Here is a 19,837-nt window from a genome sequence, read left to right as displayed (position 1 = left end):
CACGAGCACGACCCTGGGAGGAACAATGCCGGGAACCACGCAGCTGGCGGAGCTCTTCGCCGGCGTCGAGGAATCGGCGGGGCTCATCGACGTCGCCTGCTCGCGCGAGAAGGTCTGGCCCGTCCTGGAGGCGTACGAGGACGCGCTGCCCGAGGCCATCATCGCCTTCCGGGTGGCGACCAACGCCCACCACGAAGGGGAGTTCGACTGCCGCTTCACCATGCCCCGCAGCATCGACCCCTACCTCAGGGCCCGCGCCCACGGCTTCATCACCGAGACCGGCCGCCCAGTTGAGTCCCTGCTGTCCGACATCCAGCGGACCTGCCCCACGGACAGCTACGGCATCGACTTCGGGATCGTCGGCGGGTTCCGCAAGCTCTGGGTGTACTTCCCCGGTGGCGCCAGCCAGAGCCTCGCCACCCTCCGCGACCTGCCGTCCATGCCGGCCGCCCTCGCCGAGAACTTCGCGTTCTTCGCCGACCGGGGCCTGGCCGAGAAGGTGGATGTCGTCGCGATCGACTACCGCGGCGGCACCGTCAACCTGTACTTCACCGGCTTCCCCGAGGAACTGCGCCGACCCGCCGAGGTTTTGGCCATGCACCGCGCCATGGGCATGCCCGACCCCAGCGAGCAGATGCTCGCCTTCTGCGAGAAGTCCTTCGGTTTCTACGCCACGCTGAGCTGGGACTCCCCGCGCATCGAACGCATCGCCTTCAGCGTCAAGACCCAGGATCCGCTGTCGCTGCCCGCCCGGTTCGGCCCGAAGATCGAGCACTTCCTCACGAACATGGCGTTCGGCCGTGACGACCCGAAGATGGTGTACGCGGCCATGACGTCGTCCGGTGAGGAGTACTACAAGCTCCAGACGTACTACCGCTTCCGGACGCGCAGCAGGCTGGACCTGATGCCGTCGATCGACCATGCCGACGCCGCCGCGTAGCGCGAACGACCCCGTGGAGTTCCGGTTCAGCCGGATGGAGCGCCTGCTGCGGGGCCACCCGGTCCGCACCGTGTCGGTGGACGGCGTGGCCGCCGAGTTCGTCACCGACCCGGACCTCGTCCGCCGCGTCCTGGTCAAGGACGGCAAGCACTACGGCAAGGGAGAGCTCTTCCAGAAGGCCCGGGTCCTCAGCCGGGCCGGGCTGCTCGCGGCGGACGACTCCCGGCACCGGCACTACCGGCGCCTGGTGCACCCGTATCTGCGCACGGCGGTGGTCACCGGCCACGCCCCGGTCATGGCGCAGATCGCCCGGGACACCGCGGCCGCGTGGCGCCCCGGCCAGGCGGTCGACGTCCAGGCGGCCATGTGCCGGGCGGCGAGCGACATCGCGCTGCGCACCCTCTTTGGCGGTCTGCCGCGCGAGGTGTCCGACCAACTCGGCGAACGGCTCGCCGTGCTGTCCTGGGAGATGATCAGCAAACCGCTGCACGGCAGGGCCGCCCTGCGCGCCCAGCGGCAGACGACGTCCCGGCGCCAGGCGAAGGCGTTCGCGGACGTCCGCGCCCTCATCGCCGGCCGGCTCGACTCCCCTGACTCCACGACGGGTTACCTCTCCGCTCTGCGCTCGGACACCGCCGAGGACGGCGCCCCCGCCCTGAGCGCCGACGAGGTCTGCGGCGAGGCCGTGATGATGCTGACCGCGGCCACCGTCACCACGGCCTCGGTGATGTCCTGGGCCCTGTACGTGCTCTCCGCGCACCCCCTGATCGAGGAGAAGGTCCTCAAGGACGCGGCGCGCACGGCGGCCGCGGACCACAGCGCCCCGGCCGGCCACGGGCACGGCCCGCCCGGCTACACGCTGCGCTTTTTGATGGAGGTGCTGCGCCTGTACCCGCCGGTGTGGATCACCTGCCGCAGGACCCTCGTGGATGTCACGCTCGGCGACCGCGCGCTGCCCGCGGGCACGCACGTGATGTTCAGCTCCTACCTGCTGCACCGGGATCCCGACCGCTACCCGGACCCGCACCGCTTCGACCCCGACCGCTGGCTCCGCGCCGCACCGTCCGCGCAGGACGCCTCCTACATCCCCTTCGGCGCGGGTGCCCGAGGATGCGTGGGGGAGGCGTTCGCGTGGCGGGAGCTGGAGATCCTGCTCGGCACGCTGGTGAGGGAGTGGCGGCTGACCCTGCCGCCCGGCGGCCGGGTGCGCGCGGCGGCGGACACCACGCTGCATCCGCGGCGCCTGGTCATGGTCCCCGAGCCGAGGTGATCCGCGACCGCCTCCGTACCCCGACAAGCCGAGGAGTGCCGTCATGGCGACCCCGACCACCCCCGCACGAACCGCCGAACTCACCTCCCAGGCCTGGGCGGAGGCCCGCTCCATGGCGGGCCGCGCACCGGCGCGCGGCACCTGTCCGCCGGGCAGTCTGACGGCCGCCGCGCTGCGGGCACACCGCACGCTCTCGGCGGGCCTCGGCCACAGCGTCCCCTTCACCGCCCTCGGCCCCACCGGCGCCGCGGTACCCGGCCTCGCCGCGTTCCTCGCGGTGTACGCCGACCCGAACCACCCCTGACCCGGTGCCGGAACCCACCCCTGCCCACCCGGTGGGGTGCGGGCCGGGCCGGCCCGCCCCGGGGCGTCCCGGATCCTCGACCTCCGGGGCAGCCGGGCTCGAAGTCCCGTTGCGGGCGCGGGACATGGACCGGGCGCGCCCCTAAGGTGGAGCTGCGAGTCGCCCCGCACGCCTCCCTCCCCCGGAGGCGGGCGGGCATGTCGGACCCTGTCCGCCCGCGCGGCCCCAGCCCCCCGCGCCGCGCCGTGCCGTACGCCCGCCGGTCATGTCCGGCGGGGCGCACCCGAGGACCTCCCGCGCACGGGTGCCCCGACCGACAGCGAGCGCGCGGCGTCCGCGGGAAGCCGCCGTCGCCGCCGAACCGGGAGATGCGCGATCGGTGTCGAAGGCCCGACGCCCGCTCGGATCCAAGGAGGGGCCCACATGAGCCGGTTCGAAGAGTTCGAGGAGGCGCGGCCCCTGCTGTACTCGATCGCCCACCGGATGCTGGGCAGCGCGGGCCGGGCCGAGGACGCGGTGCACCAGGCCTGGCTGCGCTACGAGGCCGCCCCCGAACAACCCGTCCCGGGCCGTGAGTTCCTCACCGCCGCGGTCGCCCGGATCTGCCTCGACGTACTGCGCAGGACCCGCCCGCGGCGCGAGCAGCACCGCAGGCCCGGGCCGCTCGCCCGCCCACCGGGCGCCGACCCCCGCCACCTGGCCCACCAGGATCCCCACCACGCCCACCAGGACCCCGCGCACGACCTGCCGCGGCCGCCGGAACCGGCCGAGGCGCAGTCGACGGCCGCCCTGTCACTGCTGGAACGGCTGAACCCGCTGGAGCGCGCCGTGTTCGTACTGCGCGAGGTCCTGGGCTGCGGCCCCGCCCAGATCGCGTCCGCCGTCGGCTACTCGGAAGCCGCGTGCCAACAGCTCGCCGCCGACGTGCCGGCCGGGCCCGGCGACGGCGGCACCGCCCCGTCCTGGCCGCGCCGCATCGCCGGCGCGGAACACGTCGCCCGCGTCCTCGCCACGATCGTCCCGGCGCTGGTCCGGGTCGGCGTCACCCTGGAGCCGCGGCAGGTGGACCAGCGTCCGGGCGCGGTCTTCCGGGACCGCAACGGCACCGTCCTCAGCGCCCTCGCCCTCGACATCCTCGACGGGCGGATCCACACCATCCGCTGGGTGACCGACCCGGACCTGTCCACCGCGGACACCCCCGCGCCGACCTGATGCGAGACCAGCGACATCGGGCGAACGGGATCGTAGGACCGTAGAAAAAAATGGAGGAGCCGGCGTGACACGGACCGAGGAGTTCGAGGGACTGCGGCCGCTGCTGTTCGCGATCGCCTACCGCATCCTGGGCAGCGTGAGCGAGGCCGAGGACGCCGTACAGGAGACCTGGCTGCGCTGGCACGCCACCTCGACCGTGCCCAGGTCGGCCAAGGCCTATCTGTCGACCACGGTGACCAGGATCTCCATGGACGTGCTGCGCTCGGCCCGCGTCAGGCGGGAGACCTATGTCGGGCCGTGGCTGCCCGAACCCCTGCCCGCCGACTCCTACGAGGACCCGGCGCGCTCCGCCGAACTCGCCGACTCCCTCTCCACGGCGGCCCTGTTGCTGCTGGAGCGGCTGTCACCGCTGGAGCGGGCGGTGTTCGTGCTGCGGGAGGTGTTCATGTTCGGCTTCCCGGAGATCGCGGCGGCGGTGGGACGCTCGGAGGCGGCGTGCCGTCAGCTGGCGGTACGGGCCCGACGGCACATGGACGAGGGCCGGCCCCGGTTCGAGGCCGACCGCAAGGAGCGCGACGCGCTCGCGGGGCGGTTCTTCGACGCCCTGAAGAAGGGCGACGTCGACGGCCTGCGCCAACTCCTCGCCGCCGACGCCCAGATGGTCGGCGACGGCGGCGGCAAGGCCCCGCAGCTGGCCAGGACCGTCGTCGGCGACGACCACGTGGCCCGGCTGATGACGTCCCTGTTCCACACACTCGCGAGCCTGGACGTCACCCTGGAGGCGCACGCGCTCAACGGCCAGCCCGGCGCGATCCTCCGCGACCGGGACGGCAAGGTCGTCAACACCTGGACGCTGGACGTCGTCGAGGGCCGGGTGCAGACGATCCTGTCCGTCACCAACCCCGACAAGCTCGGTCACCTGGGCCCGGTGGCGGACGCCTGGGCCCTCAACCGCGAGGCCCACCAGGCCCGCCGCACCACCCCCTGAGCCGCCACCCCGCCCCCGCGTCCCGGCTGCCCGCACGTGCCCGGACGCCTTGACGCCCTCGCCGCCTAGGCCGCTCGGCTCGTGCGGCGGGCGATCGCCTCCTGGAGCTCGCGGCGGCGCAGGTCACCGGAGTCGGTACGGGGCAGGGCGCCCAGGAGGACCAGGCCGGCCGGGAGATGCGCGGGCGGGACGCCGTGGTCGGACAGATGGCCGCGCAGCTCCGGGAGAGTGGGCGGGGCGCCGTCGGGGACCACGACCGCGCACGGCAGTTCGCCGTGCCGGGCATCGGCGCGCGCCACGACCGCGGCCTCGGCCACCCCAGGATGCCGCAGCAGCAGCGACTCGATCTCGGTGACCGGCACCAGGAACACCCCGCCGACCTCCTCCGTGCGCAGCCGCGGATGCCCCGACTCGTCGAGGTCGTACTCCGTCTGCGCGCCGTCCTCCTCCCAGGTCACAGCGGACCCGGCGGCCCGCCGCCACACCGCGAGCGGCGAGGCGGGCCCGCGCGACCCCGACCGGTACGGCGCACCCTCCACGTCCCCTTCGAACGCGGTGTGCGCGGCGGACGGCGGCAGCGCGCGCGGCGGCACCCCGAAACCCGTCGCGACGCGCCGGCCGAGCGCGGCGGACGTGCCCGCCGGATCGGAGGTGTACGCGCCGGACAGCTCGACGGCCTCCCGCGGCCGGCGCTCCCGCGCGGCGGCGAGCTCCGTCCACTGCGCGGGTGTCGCGTACACCTCGCGCACCTCGGCCGAGGCCATCAGCGCGAGCGCGCCGTCCGCGTCCCACACGTCCTGGAGCACCACCGTCCCCCCGCGCGTCAGCGGCCCGATCACCGTGTGCAGGAGCGCCGGCAGCGACGCGGGCGGCAGCGCCGAGAACGCGGCCCCGCCCGGCTCCGCCGCCGAAGGCAGGCTCGCGTGCAGCGAGTTGGGCGTGTGCAGGGCCATGCTGTGCGCCGCTCCCATGCCGAGCGAGGTCACCGCCACGGCGACCCGGTCGGCACTGCCCGCCGGCAGCCTGAGCCATCCCGCGCGCCGGTACCGCTCGTGCGGGGTGCGCACGAAGTGCCGCAGGAAATCGACGGCTCCGGGGTCCACCGTGTCGCCCAGCACCGCCCGGTGCCGCAGCCACGGCAGCCGCGGTGCGAGACCGGCGAGGACCTGGCCGGGCGCGGTGCCCTCCCAGCGATCCGGTACGACGCACAGCCGAGGCTCGGCCGCCCCGAGCACCGCCTCCAGGTCCCGGGCCCCGTACCCGGGCATCACCGGCACGGCCACGGCGCCCGAGCGCAGACACGCCAGCAGCAGCGCCACCGTCTCCCAGCGGTTCGGCAACTGGAAGGCGACCGGGTCGCCCGGGCGCACCCCGAGCGCGTCCAGGGCGTGCGCGAACCGTCCGGTGAAGGCGGCGAGCTGGGCGTACGACAGCCGTGTCACGCGGGACGCGGCCGGGCGGTGCGACTGGTGGGACACGATCGCGGCGCGGTGCGGAGCCGGGCCGCGCCCAGGTACACGTCGTGGAGCACGGTCTCGGTCCGCCACCAGCCCCGCCGCAGGAAGGTCCGTGCGACCTCGTCCGGAGGGCGCAGGTCGGCGAGGAGCCCGGCGAGCGGGACACCGCCGCCGGACAGCGGGTCCGGGGCCCGGGTGGGTGCCGCCATCACCGGCTCCTGCCCACGGCCCAGGCGACCTGGACCCGGGAGGCGCAGCCCAGCTTCCGCATCACACCCCGGACGTGGTTGACCACCGTCCACTCGGCGATGTCCAGGGCCTGCGCGATCTGCCGGTTCGTCATGCCGTCGGCCACCAGCAGCGCCACCTGGAGCTGGCGCGGGGTGAGCGCGACCCGGTCCCCGTCGCCGGCTCCGGCCGGTTCGGCCGCCGCGAGCGCCTCGGCGGCCATCGCCTCGGGACGCAGTCGCAGACCCTCGGCCCACGCGGTGGCGAAGACCGTCGGGCCCAGCCGGTGGCGCAGTACGTCGACGGCGGCCCGCGACCGCTGCGCACGCTCCCGCTCGATGCCCGCCCCGGTGACGGCGCGCAGCGCACCGGACGCCGCGAGCAGCCGGGCGGCGCGCTGCGGCTGGCCCGCCTGCTCCAGGATCAGCAGGGCGAACATCTCCAGTACGGCGGGCAGTTCGGTGCGCTCGCCGATCGAGTCGTACAGTCCGATGCTCTCCTTGAGCGCCGAGCGGGCGCCGGCGTCGTCGCCCTCGCACAGACTCAGCCGGGCGCCGAGATGGATCGTGCGGGCCAGATCGCGGATCGCGCCGTGCCGTCGCTGGACGCGGCCGGCCCGCTCCAGCAGGGCTCGCGCCCGCTTCGTGTCGCCGACCGCGAGCAGCACGTCGGCGAGCGCGGCGGCCGCCTCGGCGGCATCGGTGGTCTCGCCCTGCGCGTCGAGGGCGGCCAGCGACGCGGTCAGCAGGGACTGTCCCTCGGAGCGTTCGCCGCACCGGAACAGCGCGTGCCCCAGACGGACGGAGGCCAGCGCGGCGGAGCGCGTGTCGCGCAGCCGCTGGTAGAGGGCGACGGCCCGGCGCTGCCGGTGTGCCGCCCCGTCGTGGTCGCCGAGGGCCGCGGCGAGCACGCCCGCACCGCTGTCCAGGCGGGCCCGCGCCCGCAGCCACTCCTCGGATCCGGCGCGCTCCTCGCGCCCGGCGTCCTCCAGGGCCCGCCCGGTGGCGTCGAACCAGCGCAGTCCCTCCCTCAGCTCGCCGTGGACGAGCCAGGGCTGCCGGCAGGCGGTGACGAGCCCCGCCCTCGCGAGGACGGCGTCCTCCTTCTCCTTCCCCTCCCTCGGTTCCTCGTTCTCCTCCCGCTCCAGGTGTCGCAGCGCGGCGAGTACGTTGTCGTGTTCGGCGGCCGCCACCCGCAGCCAGTGCCCCTGCCGCGGACCGTGGAAGCGGTCCTCCAGGGCGGGCAGCAGTCGCTGGTAGCAGCGGGCGTGCGCCCGCCGGGCGGCCCGAAGCCCTGCCTCGCCCTCGCCCGCCCTGTCCGCCTCGGCAGTCTCGTCGGCCTCGTCGAGCAGGCGGAGACCGTAGGCGCGGATGGTGCGGGACATCGTCAACCGGCTGTCGGTGTGCGGCTGTTCCTCCAGGGTGAGCAGGCCGCGCTCCAGCAGGGCCTCCAGCGCGGCGGGGGTCTCGTCGGACCCCAGCGGGGAGGCCTTCTCGGCGATCGCGAGGGTGACCCCGCCCCGGAACACGGCGAGCCGGGCCAGCAGCGAGCGCTGCGGTCCGCTCAGCCCGCGGCAGCTCCACTCGGCGATCGCCGGCGTGGAGCGCTGCCGCGCGGGCACGTCGACGGGCCCGGGCAGGTGGCTGTCGCCGCCCCGGCGCAGCCAGTCGAGCACTTCCTGCGGCGGATACAGCCGCAGCCGGCGCGCGGCGAGCTCCAGGGCCAGCGGGAGCCCCTCCAGCAGATTGCAGAGGTCGACGACCGCCCCGACGTTGTGCGGGGTGAGCGCGAAGGAGGCGTTGGCCTGCTGTGCGCAGCGCACGAAGAGTTCGACGGCGGGGTTGTCCCGGACGTCGGTGACGTCGGGGTCGAGCAGCGGGCCCGGCGGTGGCAGCGGCGGCACGGGCAGCACGCACTCGCCGTGGATCCGCAGGATCTCCTGCCCGGTGGCCAGGGCGGTGAGCAGGGGCGTGGCGCTCAGGTGGCGGGCGAGCGGTGCCGCGAGCCCGCCCGCGACGTGCTCGACGCCGTCGAGCAGCAGCAGCGTGCGTTCCGTGACGTCCCGTACGGTCTTGCCGACGCTCTTCAGGACCGACTCCAGGTCCAGGCAGGCCGGCAGATCGATGCTGTGGACGCCGCCGGGGAACAGCTCCGCGACCCCCGCAGCGGCCTCTACGGCCAGTCGGCTCTTGCCCACTCCGCCGGGTCCGGTCAGGGTGATCAGACGCACGGACGGGTCCTGGAGTCTGCCCTGGACGCCGATCAGGTCGAACTCGCGGCCCACCAGTGCGGCCGCCGGTCGGTACGTCCACAGATCCGTTGACATACTTTCCCCCGTGCGGCCGCCCGGCGTCATGTCTCGCCGGTGTCAGGACATCCCACGCTGTGCGTCTGCGGCCCCCGCGGACCCCTCTCCTGTCGCCTCACGTCGAGCCGTGCTGCGAGCATCTCCGGACAGGCTCGAACTCGGCTCAAGACGGGGCTGAGACCGCGTCGCGCGGAGCTGCCGGAAACCGCCGGACGTGCATAGCGGGGTACTACGCCCGCACGCGCGGTCTGAGCATGCCGCTCTCGTAGGCGATGGCGACGAGTTGGGTGCGGTTGCGGGCGCCCAGCTTCACCATGGTGCGGCGGACGTGGGTCTTGGCGGTGAGCTCGGCGACGACGAGACGGTCGGCGATCTCCTGGGTGGAGAGCCCGGTGCCGACCAGGGACAGCACCTGGCGCTCGCGCGCGGTGAGCCGGTCCAGGGCGGGCGCGGCCACGGCGCCGGGCCCGCGCAGGCACGCGTCGATCAGCGGCCGGGTCAGGCGCGGCGAGACCAGCGCGCCGCCGCCGGCGACCAGGCGCAGCGCGCGCGGCAGTTCGCCCGTGTCGCTGTCCTGGACCAGCACTCCGCGCGCCCCTGCTCGCAGCGCCTCGAAGGCGAGCTGCGAAGAGGGGCCGTCGAGGAGGACGACGACCCGGACGCCGCCCGCATCGGCCTGTCTGGCGAGCCGGCGCGTCACCTCCACCCCGTCGAGGCCCGGCAGCCGCAGCCCCGTCACCAGGACGGAGGGCCGTAACCGCCCGGCCAGGTCCAGGGCCCGCCTGCCGTCACCGCACTCGCCCACGACCTCGATGTCGTCCTCCCCTCCCAGCGGCCCGGCGAGCGCGGCCCGCGTGGCGGGGTGGGGGTGGGCCAGGAGGACCTCGATGGACATGCGGGACTCCAGGGGTTCGGCGCCGGACTGACCCGTCGCGTGGTGGGGGCAACTGCTCTGTGCGGAGGGCGAATCGGGCGCACGAGGTGCGCCGAGGGGCCTCAGCCGGGTGCCAGCGGCAGGACGGCGGTGGCGGCCAGGCCGCCCGTGGTGGCGCGGCGCAGGTCCAGCCGGCCGCCGCAGGAGTCCAGCAGGGACCGGGCGATCGACAGTCCGAGCCCGGTGCCCTTCTGCCCGGCCCGCGCCGCGCCGCGCCAGAACGGGCGTCCCGCGAGGGCGAGTTCCTCGTCCGTCATGCCGGGACCCTCGTCGGTGACCCCGACGTGCACATGGGCACCGATGACGTGCACGGCACAGGTGACGACCGTGCCCGGTGGGCTCACCCGCACCGCGTTGTCGAGCAGAACGTCCAGGGCGTGGTCCAGCGCCCCGTGCGTGTGCAGGGCGGTGGCGGCGGTGCCGGTGACGTCGACACGGACGTCCCCGCGGTCGGCGAGCACACTCCAGGCGTCCGCCCGGGCGGCCGTGACGTCGAGCGCCTCGACGGGCTCGGGCGCCGGCTGCCGCCCCGCGGCGCCCCAGTCCAGGATCTGGTCGAGCAACGAGGCCAGCCGGTCCACCTCCCCCAGCACACCCGGGAGTTCGGCGATGTCGGGCCGGCCCTCGCCGAGCATCTGCAACCGCAGCCGGATCGACGACAACGGCCCGCGCAGCTGGTGCGCGGCCGCGGCGGCCAGCCCGTACGGGGTATCGGCCCCGTCGAGTTCCGCCATGCCGTACGGACGTACCCCCGCGTCGTCCGGACGGCCGGCCGTGTCGTACGGCAGGACGGTCGTTGCCTGGTGGCCCCCGCTCATCGCTCTGCCCCGGCGAGGACCGCCGGCACCGTCAGCCGGTAGCCCACTCCGCGGACCGTCTCGATCCAGCGGGTGCTGCCGAGTTTGCCGCGCAGGGATCCGACGTGGACGTCGAGCGTGCGGGTGGAGCCGAACCAGTTCTCGTCCCACACCCGGGCCATGATGTCCTCGCGCTGCATGACCGTCCCCGGCTCCTCCAGGAGCATCGCGAGCAGGTCGAACTCCTTGCGGGTGACGCGGATCTCCTCGTCGTCGATGAAGACCCGGCGGGTGCGGGTGTCGAGCCACAGCGGGCCCGCGCGCAGCTTGTCGGGAACGGCTGCCGGCTCCCCGGCCGGTTTCGGTGGGGAGCGGCGTGGTCGTGGCTCCTGCACGGGCAGCGACGCCGGGGCGGCGGCCGCGCCCTCCTGGGACCGCCCGCAGCAGCAGCTGCTGCGGCGCAGCACGGCCTCGATGCGGGCGAGCAGTTCGTGGCGGCTGAAGGGCTTGGGTACGAAGTCGTCAGCCCCGGCGTACAGGGCGGTGACCCGGTCGAGTTCGTGGTCGCTGCCGCTGAGCACGACGATGGGGACACAGGAACTCTCCCGGATGCGCCGGCACACCTCGTGCCCGGCGAGGTCCGGCAGGCTCAGATCGAGAAGGACGAGTTTGGTGCCGGGCAGACTCGCCAGGGCGTCGGTACCGGTGTCGCTGCGGCGGGTTTCGTGGCCGTGCAGATGCAGCATCTGCTGCAGCGCCTCGGCCATACCGTCATCGTCCTCGACTACCAGTACGTCCATCGCGCTCACGCTCCCCTCAAGGAATTCGTACGCATGACCGGAGTCCTCGAGGTTGCTGAGCGGGCGCGACGGACGTCAACGTTCCGCCACACCGTGGTGGAAAACCGTGCGCGCGACCGGATGTTTCGTGGCTGAGCCCTGTCATGGCGGGCGGATGGGCGCGCGGGTTGTCAGGGGCCGGGCGGGCCGGACCGGCACCTTGTCATGGCACTGGGATGATCGCCGCTCACCGGCCGGTTCAGGCGGCCCGTCCGGCGGGGCCCGACCAGGCGCCGGCGCCCCGGTCCGGCAGGTCGGCGAGGGCGCCGGGCCGGCAGACGGCGAGCGAGGCGCCACGGCGGGCGCCTCTCGCGGCGAGCCGGGCACGGGCGGCGACGACCGAGCCGAACGCCCTGCCGATCGCGGCGGGCACCGAGGCACCGGCGACGGCCTGGTAGGGGTCGGTGTCCACGGCGAGCGCGAAGAACTCCAGGGGCAGTACCGCGGTGGCGCGGTCCAGGTGGGTGGCGCCGCTGACGGCGTCCGCGACCGTCTCCCGGGCCGCCGCGACGGACTGCCCGCCCAGCAGGCGGCCCTGACCGCCGCCGGGGCAGTGCACCACCCCGTCGAGCCCGCCGAAGGCACGCAGCGCGGCCTGCACGGCGACCCGGACGTCCGCGTACCGGCTCGCCCGCCCGCCGACGCGCACGAGAGCCCCGCGACCCTCCTCGCCGCCCCCGTCCGCGCGGGACCCCGCGTATTCCGGTTGCCGCGTGAGCGGTCCACGGCCCCGCGTACGGCCGGCACGGTCCGCGTACGGGCCCGGCCGGTCGGGGACGGGCGCGTCGGCCGGGCTGCCGCTCCTGGCACCGCTCGCCTGCCACCCCGGCCCGTCGGGTCCCTCCGCGACCGGTCCCTCGTCCGGCTCGGTCTGCGGGTCCGCGCCGAACAGCACGACGTGGGCGCCGAGTTCGCGCACCAGCCGCAGGGCGAGCCGCTCTCCCGCCCCGTCGGGGCCCGTCCCGACCAGATACCGGCCGCCTGGGCGCAGCCCCGCCGGAGCGGTGGGGGCGCCGGGCCGGTGGGCGCGCAGGACGCGGACCTCGCGGCCGGCGCTCGTGTAGCGGACCTCGGCCAGGCCCGGCCGGGGCAGGGCCAGTTCGGCGCGGGCCACGTGGAAGGGGTCCCGGGCCCAGCCGGGCAGCGTCTGCACCCGTACCGACACCGCGCTCAGCCGGCCGTCCTCCACCCCGGCGATCTGCGCCACCGCCCCGAGCGCGGCCGCCAGTTCGGGCCGGGCCCGGCCGGTGACCAGGAACGCCAGACGCAGCGAGTCGGGGCCGGTGGAGCAGCACAGCGCCCGCAGCAGCGGCAGGACCAGGTCGGCCGCGCGCTCGGCGCCGGTCGTGGCGGCGGGCAGATCCACGACCACGCCGCGCGGGAACCGTCCGGCTTCCCGCAGCTGATCCAGGTACGTCGACCAGGACATGGCACTGCCCGTGACATCGCGGCCCACCCGCACGGTGCGCACCGAACCCGGCACCCAGGCCCGGCCGTTGTCGCGGCCGTCGACCACGAGCAGCATCCGCTCGGTGGGCAGGGCCGGGGGAGCGAGCGGATGGGTGGCGGCGGGCACCCACACGGCACGGTGACGCACCCCCTGCGAGGCGCCGCCCAGAGGCGACCGGTCCACCGCCGACATGCTCGCGTCCATCGCTCCACCCCGTCGTCGTGGTCGGTGATCACAGCCGTGTCCGGTGATCACATCGGGTCCTTGAGTCAGCATCGGCGGTGCCACGACAGCCCGACGGCACGGCTGTGTCAGCTGCACCGCACCGGAACGTCAACATTCCGCAGGCCCGCACGTGATCGGCCCGCCGCGGGGCTGGCCAACCCCATGCCTGCCGTTGCGCCTCTCCTGCACTTGAGCTGACCGGCAGCTGGCACGGCGTTGCTTACGGTGGCTGAAACCGTACGAGGCTTGAATCCCGGCTGATGTGGAGGTGAGTCATGCGTCAGGCGTCAGCCGACCTGCTGAGCCCACCCGCACCACTGCGCAACGAGATGTTCGAAGCCGACGCCCGCACCGCTGCGGCGGCGCACACGGCTTGGCGTGTCCTGATCGTCGACGCCCGCGCCGAGGACGCGGCACCCCTGGCCGAGGCGCTGCGCCGGCACGGCCACCACGTCGAGCGCGCCCGCAACGGCTACGCCGCGCTGGAGACCTACGGCGAGGCCGAGGTCGACATCGTGCTGCTCGACCCCGACCTGCCCGACGTCGACGGCCTTCAGGTGTGCCGTCAGCTGACCGCGTCCGGCCGCACCGCGGTCATCGTGCTCAGCACCCGCGGCGGCGAACTCGACGTCGTGCTCGGCCTCCAGGCCGGCGCCGACGACTACCTGGTCAAACCCTGCGGGATCCGGGAACTGCTGGCCCGTATCGAGGCCGTGATGCGCCGGGTGCAGCCCCGCATCGAGCGCCGGGTGCTGTCGTTCGGGGCGCTGCGCATCGACGCGGCGCTGCGCGAGGTCCGCCTGGGCGGCCGCACCATCGCCGTCACCCGCAAGGAGTTCGACCTGCTCTACCTGCTGGCCTCGCGGCCCGAGACGGTCGTCACCCGCGAGCAGCTGCTGCGCGAGGTGTGGGCCGACTCCTGGTCTCGGCGCACCGTCGACACCCATGTGAGCAGCCTGCGCACCAAACTCGGCTCCCGCGACTGGATCATCACCGTCCACGGGGTGGGTTTCAGGATCGGCCGGGCCTGAACGCCCGGCTCTCGATTTCACGTTTCCGGCACTTTCCTTCCGTGTAACGATCGCCTGCATCCGAAGGCGTACGTCAGCGACGTACGCCTTTCCAGGTGCGGGGCAGCAAAGGTGACATTCCTTACCCATCCGACGGGGGATTCGAATGAACCGAATGAACCAGCCAGAAATGACGTCCACCGCGCCCCGCACCCGCTGCGAGGGCGACGACTGCCGAAGGAAGACGGGCGAACCGGTCGAGCTCGCGGCGCCGCGCCTGCGGCTGTGCCGGGCGTGTGCGCACCTGCTCGTCGCGCGCCTGCGTCAACTGCCCGCACTCCACACCGAACTGGAGCAGGTCCTCGGCGGCAGCCGGGGCGCCGCCGAAGGGCAGGAGCGCACCAGCGGCGGGCCGGTGCCCTCGGGCCTGCCGTTCAACGCCGCGGCCGCCGACGTGCGCGCGGAGATCACCGCCACCCTCAGCTCCTGGAGCGGCCTCGTCGTCACCGAGTGCGGCGCGCCCACCCCCGAGCGGACGGTCACCGCCCTCGCCGCGCTGCTGGTGCGGCACGCCGGCTGGCTCGCCGCCCATCCGGCCGCCGCCGACGCCACCCGCGAGGTGGCGCGCCTGGTCAGGGCCGCGCACCGGGTGGCCCGCGGTGAACCGGCGCGCCGGGTGAGCATCGGGGCGTGCGTGGCGCCCGGCTGCACCGGACGTCTCAGCGCGGAGTTGCGCGGCCGCGAGGCCCCCGCCGGCATCCGGTGCGACGCGGACGCCGCGCACACCTGGCCGGGCGGGCGGTGGACCGAGCTGCGCCGCGCGATGCGCGACGCGGGCGAGAGCGGCGGCCCGCGGGAGCGCTGGCTGACCGCCTCCGACGTGGCCCGGCTCTGGTCCACGCCCACCGGCACCGTCTACCGGCTGGCCAGCGAGCAGGGCTGGCGCAGGCGGTCGCAGGCCGGGCGGACCTACTACGCGGAGGCGGACGTCCATGAGTGCTTCGCCCGCCGCCGCTCCGCGTGAGCCGCAGCCGGAATCTGACGGTCCGCCGGAGTCCCTTGAAGAATTTCTGACATGGATCTGCACGGATACGCGTTGTTATTCGGTCAGGGACCGAAGAAGCTGTAAGTGAGGATCCGGTGAACTGCGCACGGGGCACGGCGAATTCAAGGAATTCCCGTTTCGGCCCTCCCGGATTCCATCAGGAAATTCCCTCCGGCGGCTGTCACCGCCTATTCCAGCCAGGGAGATAGCCCATGCACAGCACGTTGATCGTGGCGCGGATGGACCCCGGGTCCAGTGGTGACGTGGCCCGGATCTTCCAGGAGTTCGACGGCACCGAGATGCCGCACCTCATGGGGACCCGGCGGCGGCAGCTCTTCGCCTACCGCGGCCTGTACTTCCACCTCCAGGACTTCGACGACGCACATGGCGGCGAGGCCATCGAGCAGGCCAAGACCCACCCACGGTTCGTCCGGGTCAGTGACGACCTGAAGCCGTTCATCGAGGCCTACGACCCGGCGACCTGGCGTTCGCCGGCCGACGCGATGGCCACCCGCTTCTACCACTGGGCGTCCTGATGACGCGCCAGGTGGTGATCACCGGAATCGGCGTGGTGGCGCCGGGCGGCGTCGGCAGCAAGGCCTACTGGGACCTGCTCAGCAACGGCCGCACCGCCACCCGCACCATCTCCTCCTTCGACGCGTCCCCGTTCCGCTCCCGGATCGCCGCCGAGGTCGACTTCGACGCCGAACTGCACGGGCTGACCCCGCAGGAGATCCGGCGCATGGACCGGGCCGCCCAGTTCGCGGTCGTCTCCACCGCCGAGGCCCTCACCGACAGCGGGATCGCCCTGCCCGAACTCGACCCCTACCGCGTCGGCGTCACCGTCGGCAGCGGCGTCGGCGCGACCATGGCCCTGGACCGCGAGTACCGCATCGTCTCCGACGGCGGCCGCCTGGACCTGGTCGACCACCGCTACGCGGTACCGCACCTGTACGACTACTTCGTACCGAGCTCGTTCGCCAGCGAGGTCGCCTGGAAGGTCGGCGCCGAGGGCCCCGCCGCGGTCGTCTCCACCGGCTGCACCTCGGGCCTGGACTCCGTCGGCTACGCCACCGAGCTGATCCGTGAGGGCAGCGCGGACGTGATGTTCGCCGGCGCCGCGGCCGCCCCCATCTCGCCCATCACGGTGGCCTGCTTCGACGCCATCAAGGCCACCACCCCCCGCAACGACGACCCCGAGCACGCCTCGAGGCCCTTCGACCGCACCCGCAACGGCTTCGTCCTCGGCGAGGGCGCCGCCATGTTCGTCCTGGAGGAGCGGGAGCGGGCCGAGGCGCGCGGGGCGTACATCTACGCCGAGATCGCCGGCTTCGCGACCCGCTGCAACGCCTTCCACATGACGGGACTTCGGCCCGACGGGCTGGAGATGGCCGAGGCGATCCGGCTCGCGATGGACGAGGCGCGCATCAACCCCGAGCAGGTCGACTACATCAACGCCCACGGCTCGGGCACCAAGCAGAACGACCGCCACGAGACCGCGGCGTTCAAGCACAGCCTCGGCGACCACGCCTACGCCACCCCGGTCAGCTCCATCAAGTCGATGGTCGGGCACTCGCTCGGCGCGATCGGCTCCCTGGAGATCGCGGCCTCGGTCCTCGCGATCGAGAACGACGTGGTGCCGCCGACGGCCAACCTCCACGAACCCGACCCCGAGTGCGACCTGGACTACGTGCCGCTGACCGCCCGCGAGCAGCGGACGGACACCGTGCTGAGCGTGGGCAGCGGCTTCGGCGGGTTCCAGAGCGCGATGGTCCTGCGGAGGGCAGCATGAGCACCTCGACACCCCCGGCCGTACGGCACGAGCCGGCGGCCGAGCACACCCCGGCCACGCCAGCCACCCGCGTCGTCGTCACCGGACTCGGCGTCACCGCCCCCAACGGCCTGGGCACCGACGACTTCTGGGCCGCCACCGTCGAGGGCCGCAGCGGCATCGCCGAGATCGCCCGCTTCGACGCCTCCGGCTACCCGGCCCGCCTCGCCGGCGAGGTCCCCGGCTTCCGGGCCGAGGACCATCTGCCGGGCCGGCTGCTGCCGCAGACCGACCACATGACCCGCCTCGCGCTGGTCGCCGCCGACTGGGCCCTCGCCGACGCCGGCGTCGACCCCGCGCAGTGGGAGCCCTTCGACATGGGCGTGGTCACCGCGTCCTCCTCCGGCGGCTTCGAGTTCGGCCAGCGCGAACTGCAGGCGCTGTGGAGCAAGGGCGGCCAGTACGTCAGCGCGTACCAGTCCTTCGCCTGGTTCTACGCCGTCAACACCGGCCAGATCTCCATCCGCAACGGCATGCGCGGACCCAGCGGTGTCGTCGTCTCCGACCAGGCCGGCGGCCTGGACGCGCTCGCGCAGGGGCGCCGGCAGATCCGCAAGGGCAGCAAGCTGATCGTGTCCGGCGGAGTCGACGGCTCGATCTGCCCCTGGGGTCATGTCGCCCAGCTCGCGAGCGCACGGCTGAGCACCAGTGACGACCCCGGCCGCGCCTATCTGCCCTTCGACATCGAGGCGGCAGGCCATGTGCCCGGCGAGGGCGGCGCCCTGCTCATCCTGGAGGACGCCGAAGGGGCCCGCGCCCGTGGCGCCCGGATCTACGGCGAGCTCGCCGGATACGCGGCCACCTTCGACCCGCCGCCCGGCACCGGCCGCGAGCCGGGCCTGGAGCGGGCGATCCGCCAGGCGCTCGCCGACGCCGGCGTCGAACCCGGCGACGTCGACGTGGTGTTCGCCGACGCCGCCGCGATCCCCGAGCTCGACCGCGTCGAGGCGGACGCGGTGACCAACGTCTTCGGCCCCGAAGCGGTCGCCGTGACCGCCCCGAAGACGATGACCGGACGGCTGCTGTCCGGCGCCGCCTCGCTGGACGTGGCCGCGGCCCTGCTGTCCGTCCGGGACGGCGTGATCCCGCCCACCGCCCATGTCACCCCGGACCCCGCCTACCGCCTGGACCTGGTCACCGGCCGGGCCCGGGCCGCCCGGGTGGACACCGCGCTGGTCCTGGCCCGCGGATACGGCGGCTTCAACTCCGCCATGGTCGTGCGCCGGAGCGCCGCGTGAACGCCGGCCGGGCCCCGACAGACACGGCTCAGACAACGTCCAAAGAGAGGGTGGCGCATATGGCCAGCAAGGTCATGGCCGCGGGCCAGGCCAAGAAGTCCGACAACGTCCAGCACTGCGACGTCTTCATCCTGGGATCGGGCCTGGCCGGCTCGGTCGCCGGGGCGATCCTGGCCCGCCAGGGCACCAAGGTGGTCCTCGTCGACGCCGGTCAGCACCCCCGGTTCGCGGTGGGGGAGTCGATGACGCCGCAACTCATCGAGTGGCTGCACATTCTCAAGTCGCGCTTCGACATCCCCGAGCTCGGCCATCTGCTCAGCGCCAAGGCGGTCGCCGACAACATCGGCCCGCACCACGGCAAGAAGCAGAGCTTCGGGTTCATCAAGCACGAGGAGGGCCGCGAGCCCGACCCGGAGCAGGCGACGATGTTCGTCATCCCCAAGGTCCTCACCGACGCCAGCCACCTCTTCCGCCAGGACAGCGACCAGTACTACTTCAACGTCGCCGCCAAGTACGGCTGCACGACCCGGCAGAACTGGTTCGCCACCGACCTCGACTTCGACGACGACGGCGTCACCATCACCGGCAAGAACGGCGAGGTGTTCCGCGCCAAGTACCTCATCGACGCGAGCGGCTTCCGCTCCCCGCTGGCGGAGAAGTTCTCCCTGCGCGAGCAGCCCGCCCGCTTCAAGCACCACGCCCGCTCGATGTTCACCCACTACATCGGCGTCAAGCCGTTCGACGACGTCTCCCACCACCCGGTCAGCAAGCGGCCGCCCGCCCAGTGGCACGGCGGCACCCTGCACCACCTCATCGAACGCGGCTGGTTCTGGATCATCCCCTTCGACAACGTCAAGGGCTCCAAGAACCCGATGTGCTCGGTCGGCATCACCATGGACGAGCGCACCTACCCCAAGCCCAAGGACATCACCCCCGACGAGGATTGGCGCGGCTTCCTCGACAAGTACCCGGCCGTCAAACGGCAGTTCGTCGGCGCCAAGCGGGTCCGCGAGTGGGTCTCCACCGACCGCCTCCAGTACTCCTCCAGCCGCTCGATCGGCCCCCGCTGGTGCCTGATGTCGCACGCGGCCGGCTTCCTGGACCCGCTGTACTCGCGCGGCCTGTCCAACACCTTCGAGGTGGTGTACGCGCTGTGCACCCGCATCCTCGAGTCGGTCAAGGACGACGACTGGTCGGTGGAGCGCTTCGAGTACGTCGAGCAGCTGGAGCGCGGTCTGCTCCAGCACAACGACGACCTCGTCAACGCCTCCTACATCTCCTTCTCCCACTTCCGGCTGTGGAACGCGGTGTTCAGGGTGTGGGGCGGCTTCCTCACCCCGGGCGTCATGCGCCTGCACCGGGCCCGCGCCCAGTACGAACTCACCGGCGACGAACAGCACTTGAAGGACCTGGAGAACACCCCGTACCCGGGCCTGTGGTGGCCGCACGACGAGTTCAAGAAGATCCTCGACCTGACCGCCGAGGTCTGCGAGAAGTACGAGATCGGCGAACTCGACGGCGACACCGCGGCCGACGCCATCTTCGCGGCGCTGCGCGAGTGCGAGGGCCTGAACCCGGTGTTCGGCTGGAAGGACGACGAGTCCACCCGCTTCGTGTACCCGACCACCGCGATGGTCGCCAAGTTCATGAACTGGTCGCTGCGCAAGGCCCCCCAGGGCGAGATGCGCGACATCGCCCGCTCCCTGGTGAGCAGCGGCCTGCGCTCGGCCCTGAAGGGCAAGAAGGCTCTCTGAGGAAGGA

The 19,837-nt window shown here is 73.6% G+C and carries 18 protein-coding genes; 11 read left to right on the top strand and 7 right to left on the bottom strand.

What is annotated here, in order from left to right; genetic code table 11:
* Window positions 1-25 precede the first annotated feature (25 nt).
* From ABKA17_RS46580 to ABKA17_RS46560, 5 genes are all read left to right on the top strand, one after another.
* On the top strand, window positions 26-940 hold the full coding sequence (locus ABKA17_RS46580; protein ID WP_353698540.1) for an aromatic prenyltransferase: 915 nt from the start codon (window positions 26-28) through the stop codon (window positions 938-940).
* A complete protein-coding gene (locus tag ABKA17_RS46575; RefSeq protein WP_353698539.1) occupies window positions 921-2,210 on the top strand; it encodes a cytochrome P450 in 1,290 nt (429 codons plus the stop codon). Before ABKA17_RS46580 ends, ABKA17_RS46575 begins: the two co-directional genes overlap by 20 nt.
* Before the next feature lie 43 nt (window positions 2,211-2,253).
* On the top strand, window positions 2,254-2,514 hold the full coding sequence (locus ABKA17_RS46570) for a hypothetical protein (RefSeq protein WP_353698538.1): 261 nt from the start codon (window positions 2,254-2,256) through the stop codon (window positions 2,512-2,514).
* A gap of 423 nt (window positions 2,515-2,937) precedes the next feature.
* Window positions 2,938-3,726, top strand: a complete 789-nt coding sequence (locus ABKA17_RS46565; protein ID WP_353698537.1) for a sigma factor — start codon at window positions 2,938-2,940, stop codon at window positions 3,724-3,726.
* A 64-nt stretch (window positions 3,727-3,790) separates the two neighbouring features.
* Entirely contained in the window at window positions 3,791-4,714 is a 924-nt protein-coding gene (locus ABKA17_RS46560; protein WP_353698536.1) for an RNA polymerase sigma-70 factor, read from the top strand.
* 65 nt (window positions 4,715-4,779) lie between these two features.
* Here the strand turns inward: ABKA17_RS46560 and ABKA17_RS46555 are convergent, their stop codons facing one another.
* The 7 genes from ABKA17_RS46555 to ABKA17_RS46525 form a co-directional block, all read right to left on the bottom strand.
* Window positions 4,780-6,156 carry an AMP-binding protein gene (locus ABKA17_RS46555; RefSeq protein ID WP_353698535.1) on the bottom strand — a complete coding sequence of 459 codons (1,377 nt, stop codon included), beginning with the start codon at window positions 6,154-6,156 and terminating at the stop codon, window positions 4,780-4,782.
* Complete coding sequence (locus ABKA17_RS46550; RefSeq protein WP_353698534.1) at window positions 6,153-6,380, bottom strand: hypothetical protein; 228 nt, start codon at window positions 6,378-6,380, stop codon at window positions 6,153-6,155. The genes ABKA17_RS46555 and ABKA17_RS46550 overlap by 4 nt, the downstream gene beginning before the upstream one ends.
* The gene (locus ABKA17_RS46545; protein WP_353698533.1) at window positions 6,380-8,725 is read right to left on the bottom strand and encodes an ATP-binding protein; all 2,346 of its coding nucleotides are present in this window, start codon (window positions 8,723-8,725) and stop codon (window positions 6,380-6,382) included. Before ABKA17_RS46545 ends, ABKA17_RS46550 begins: the two co-directional genes overlap by 1 nt.
* 211 nt (window positions 8,726-8,936) lie before the next feature.
* On the bottom strand, window positions 8,937-9,602 hold the full coding sequence (locus ABKA17_RS46540) for a LuxR C-terminal-related transcriptional regulator (RefSeq protein ID WP_353698532.1): 666 nt from the start codon (window positions 9,600-9,602) through the stop codon (window positions 8,937-8,939).
* 101 nt (window positions 9,603-9,703) lie between these two features.
* Complete coding sequence (locus ABKA17_RS46535; RefSeq protein WP_353698531.1) at window positions 9,704-10,459, bottom strand: sensor histidine kinase; 756 nt, start codon at window positions 10,457-10,459, stop codon at window positions 9,704-9,706.
* Complete coding sequence (locus ABKA17_RS46530) at window positions 10,456-11,238, bottom strand: response regulator transcription factor (protein WP_353698530.1); 783 nt, start codon at window positions 11,236-11,238, stop codon at window positions 10,456-10,458. Before ABKA17_RS46530 ends, ABKA17_RS46535 begins: the two co-directional genes overlap by 4 nt.
* Window positions 11,239-11,476: 238 nt before the next feature.
* On the bottom strand, window positions 11,477-12,931 hold the full coding sequence (locus ABKA17_RS46525) for a Rossmann-fold NAD(P)-binding domain-containing protein (RefSeq protein ID WP_353698529.1): 1,455 nt from the start codon (window positions 12,929-12,931) through the stop codon (window positions 11,477-11,479).
* A 296-nt stretch (window positions 12,932-13,227) separates the two neighbouring features.
* Between ABKA17_RS46525 and ABKA17_RS46520 the strand changes: the two genes are divergently transcribed.
* The 6 genes from ABKA17_RS46520 (at window position 13,228) to ABKA17_RS46495 (ending at window position 19,830) form a co-directional block, all read left to right on the top strand.
* Entirely contained in the window at window positions 13,228-13,983 is a 756-nt protein-coding gene (locus tag ABKA17_RS46520; protein WP_353698528.1) for a response regulator transcription factor, read from the top strand.
* Window positions 13,984-14,137: 154 nt separating this feature from the next.
* Window positions 14,138-14,986 (top strand): hypothetical protein, encoded by an 849-nt coding sequence (locus tag ABKA17_RS46515; RefSeq protein ID WP_353698527.1) that lies wholly within the window; start codon window positions 14,138-14,140, stop codon window positions 14,984-14,986.
* Window positions 14,987-15,219: 233 nt separating this feature from the next.
* Window positions 15,220-15,543 carry a TcmI family type II polyketide cyclase gene (locus ABKA17_RS46510; RefSeq protein WP_353698526.1) on the top strand — a complete coding sequence of 108 codons (324 nt, stop codon included), beginning with the start codon at window positions 15,220-15,222 and terminating at the stop codon, window positions 15,541-15,543.
* On the top strand, window positions 15,543-16,799 hold the full coding sequence (locus ABKA17_RS46505; protein ID WP_502994554.1) for a beta-ketoacyl-[acyl-carrier-protein] synthase family protein: 1,257 nt from the start codon (window positions 15,543-15,545) through the stop codon (window positions 16,797-16,799). The genes ABKA17_RS46510 and ABKA17_RS46505 overlap by 1 nt, the downstream gene beginning before the upstream one ends.
* Complete coding sequence (locus ABKA17_RS46500) at window positions 16,796-18,076, top strand: ketosynthase chain-length factor (protein ID WP_353698525.1); 1,281 nt, start codon at window positions 16,796-16,798, stop codon at window positions 18,074-18,076. Before ABKA17_RS46505 ends, ABKA17_RS46500 begins: the two co-directional genes overlap by 4 nt.
* Before the next feature lie 59 nt (window positions 18,077-18,135).
* Entirely contained in the window at window positions 18,136-19,830 is a 1,695-nt protein-coding gene (locus ABKA17_RS46495) for an NAD(P)/FAD-dependent oxidoreductase (protein WP_353698524.1), read from the top strand.
* Window positions 19,831-19,837: the final 7 nt, after the last annotated feature.

Source organism: Streptomyces sp. RG80 (assembly GCF_040446465.1).
GTDB lineage: Bacteria > Actinomycetota > Actinomycetes > Streptomycetales > Streptomycetaceae > Streptomyces.
Note: the sequence above shows the minus strand (reverse complement) of the source record. Positions and strands in the feature narration are given on the sequence as shown.

Bases quoted from the DNA above. Each gene is read 5' to 3' on its own strand.
- ABKA17_RS46580 (WP_353698540.1), top strand. From the start codon at position 26: ATGCCGGGAACCACGCAGCTGGCGGAGCTCTTCGCCGGCGTCGAGGAA.
- ABKA17_RS46575 (WP_353698539.1), top strand. From the start codon at position 921: ATGCCGACGCCGCCGCGTAGCGCGAACGACCCCGTGGAGTTCCGGTTC.
- ABKA17_RS46570 (WP_353698538.1), top strand. From the start codon at position 2,254: ATGGCGACCCCGACCACCCCCGCACGAACCGCCGAACTCACCTCCCAG.
- ABKA17_RS46565 (WP_353698537.1), top strand. From the start codon at position 2,938: ATGAGCCGGTTCGAAGAGTTCGAGGAGGCGCGGCCCCTGCTGTACTCG.
- ABKA17_RS46550 (WP_353698534.1), bottom strand. From the start codon at position 6,380: ATGGCGGCACCCACCCGGGCCCCGGACCCGCTGTCCGGCGGCGGTGTC.
- ABKA17_RS46545 (WP_353698533.1), bottom strand. From the start codon at position 8,725: ATGTCAACGGATCTGTGGACGTACCGACCGGCGGCCGCACTGGTGGGC.
- ABKA17_RS46540 (WP_353698532.1), bottom strand. From the start codon at position 9,602: ATGTCCATCGAGGTCCTCCTGGCCCACCCCCACCCCGCCACGCGGGCC.
- ABKA17_RS46535 (WP_353698531.1), bottom strand. From the start codon at position 10,459: ATGAGCGGGGGCCACCAGGCAACGACCGTCCTGCCGTACGACACGGCC.
- ABKA17_RS46530 (WP_353698530.1), bottom strand. From the start codon at position 11,238: ATGGACGTACTGGTAGTCGAGGACGATGACGGTATGGCCGAGGCGCTG.
- ABKA17_RS46525 (WP_353698529.1), bottom strand. From the start codon at position 12,931: ATGGACGCGAGCATGTCGGCGGTGGACCGGTCGCCTCTGGGCGGCGCC.
- ABKA17_RS46520 (WP_353698528.1), top strand. From the start codon at position 13,228: ATGCGTCAGGCGTCAGCCGACCTGCTGAGCCCACCCGCACCACTGCGC.
- ABKA17_RS46515 (WP_353698527.1), top strand. From the start codon at position 14,138: ATGAACCAGCCAGAAATGACGTCCACCGCGCCCCGCACCCGCTGCGAG.
- ABKA17_RS46510 (WP_353698526.1), top strand. From the start codon at position 15,220: ATGCACAGCACGTTGATCGTGGCGCGGATGGACCCCGGGTCCAGTGGT.
- ABKA17_RS46505 (WP_502994554.1), top strand. From the start codon at position 15,543: ATGACGCGCCAGGTGGTGATCACCGGAATCGGCGTGGTGGCGCCGGGC.
- ABKA17_RS46500 (WP_353698525.1), top strand. From the start codon at position 16,796: ATGAGCACCTCGACACCCCCGGCCGTACGGCACGAGCCGGCGGCCGAG.
- ABKA17_RS46495 (WP_353698524.1), top strand. From the start codon at position 18,136: ATGGCCAGCAAGGTCATGGCCGCGGGCCAGGCCAAGAAGTCCGACAAC.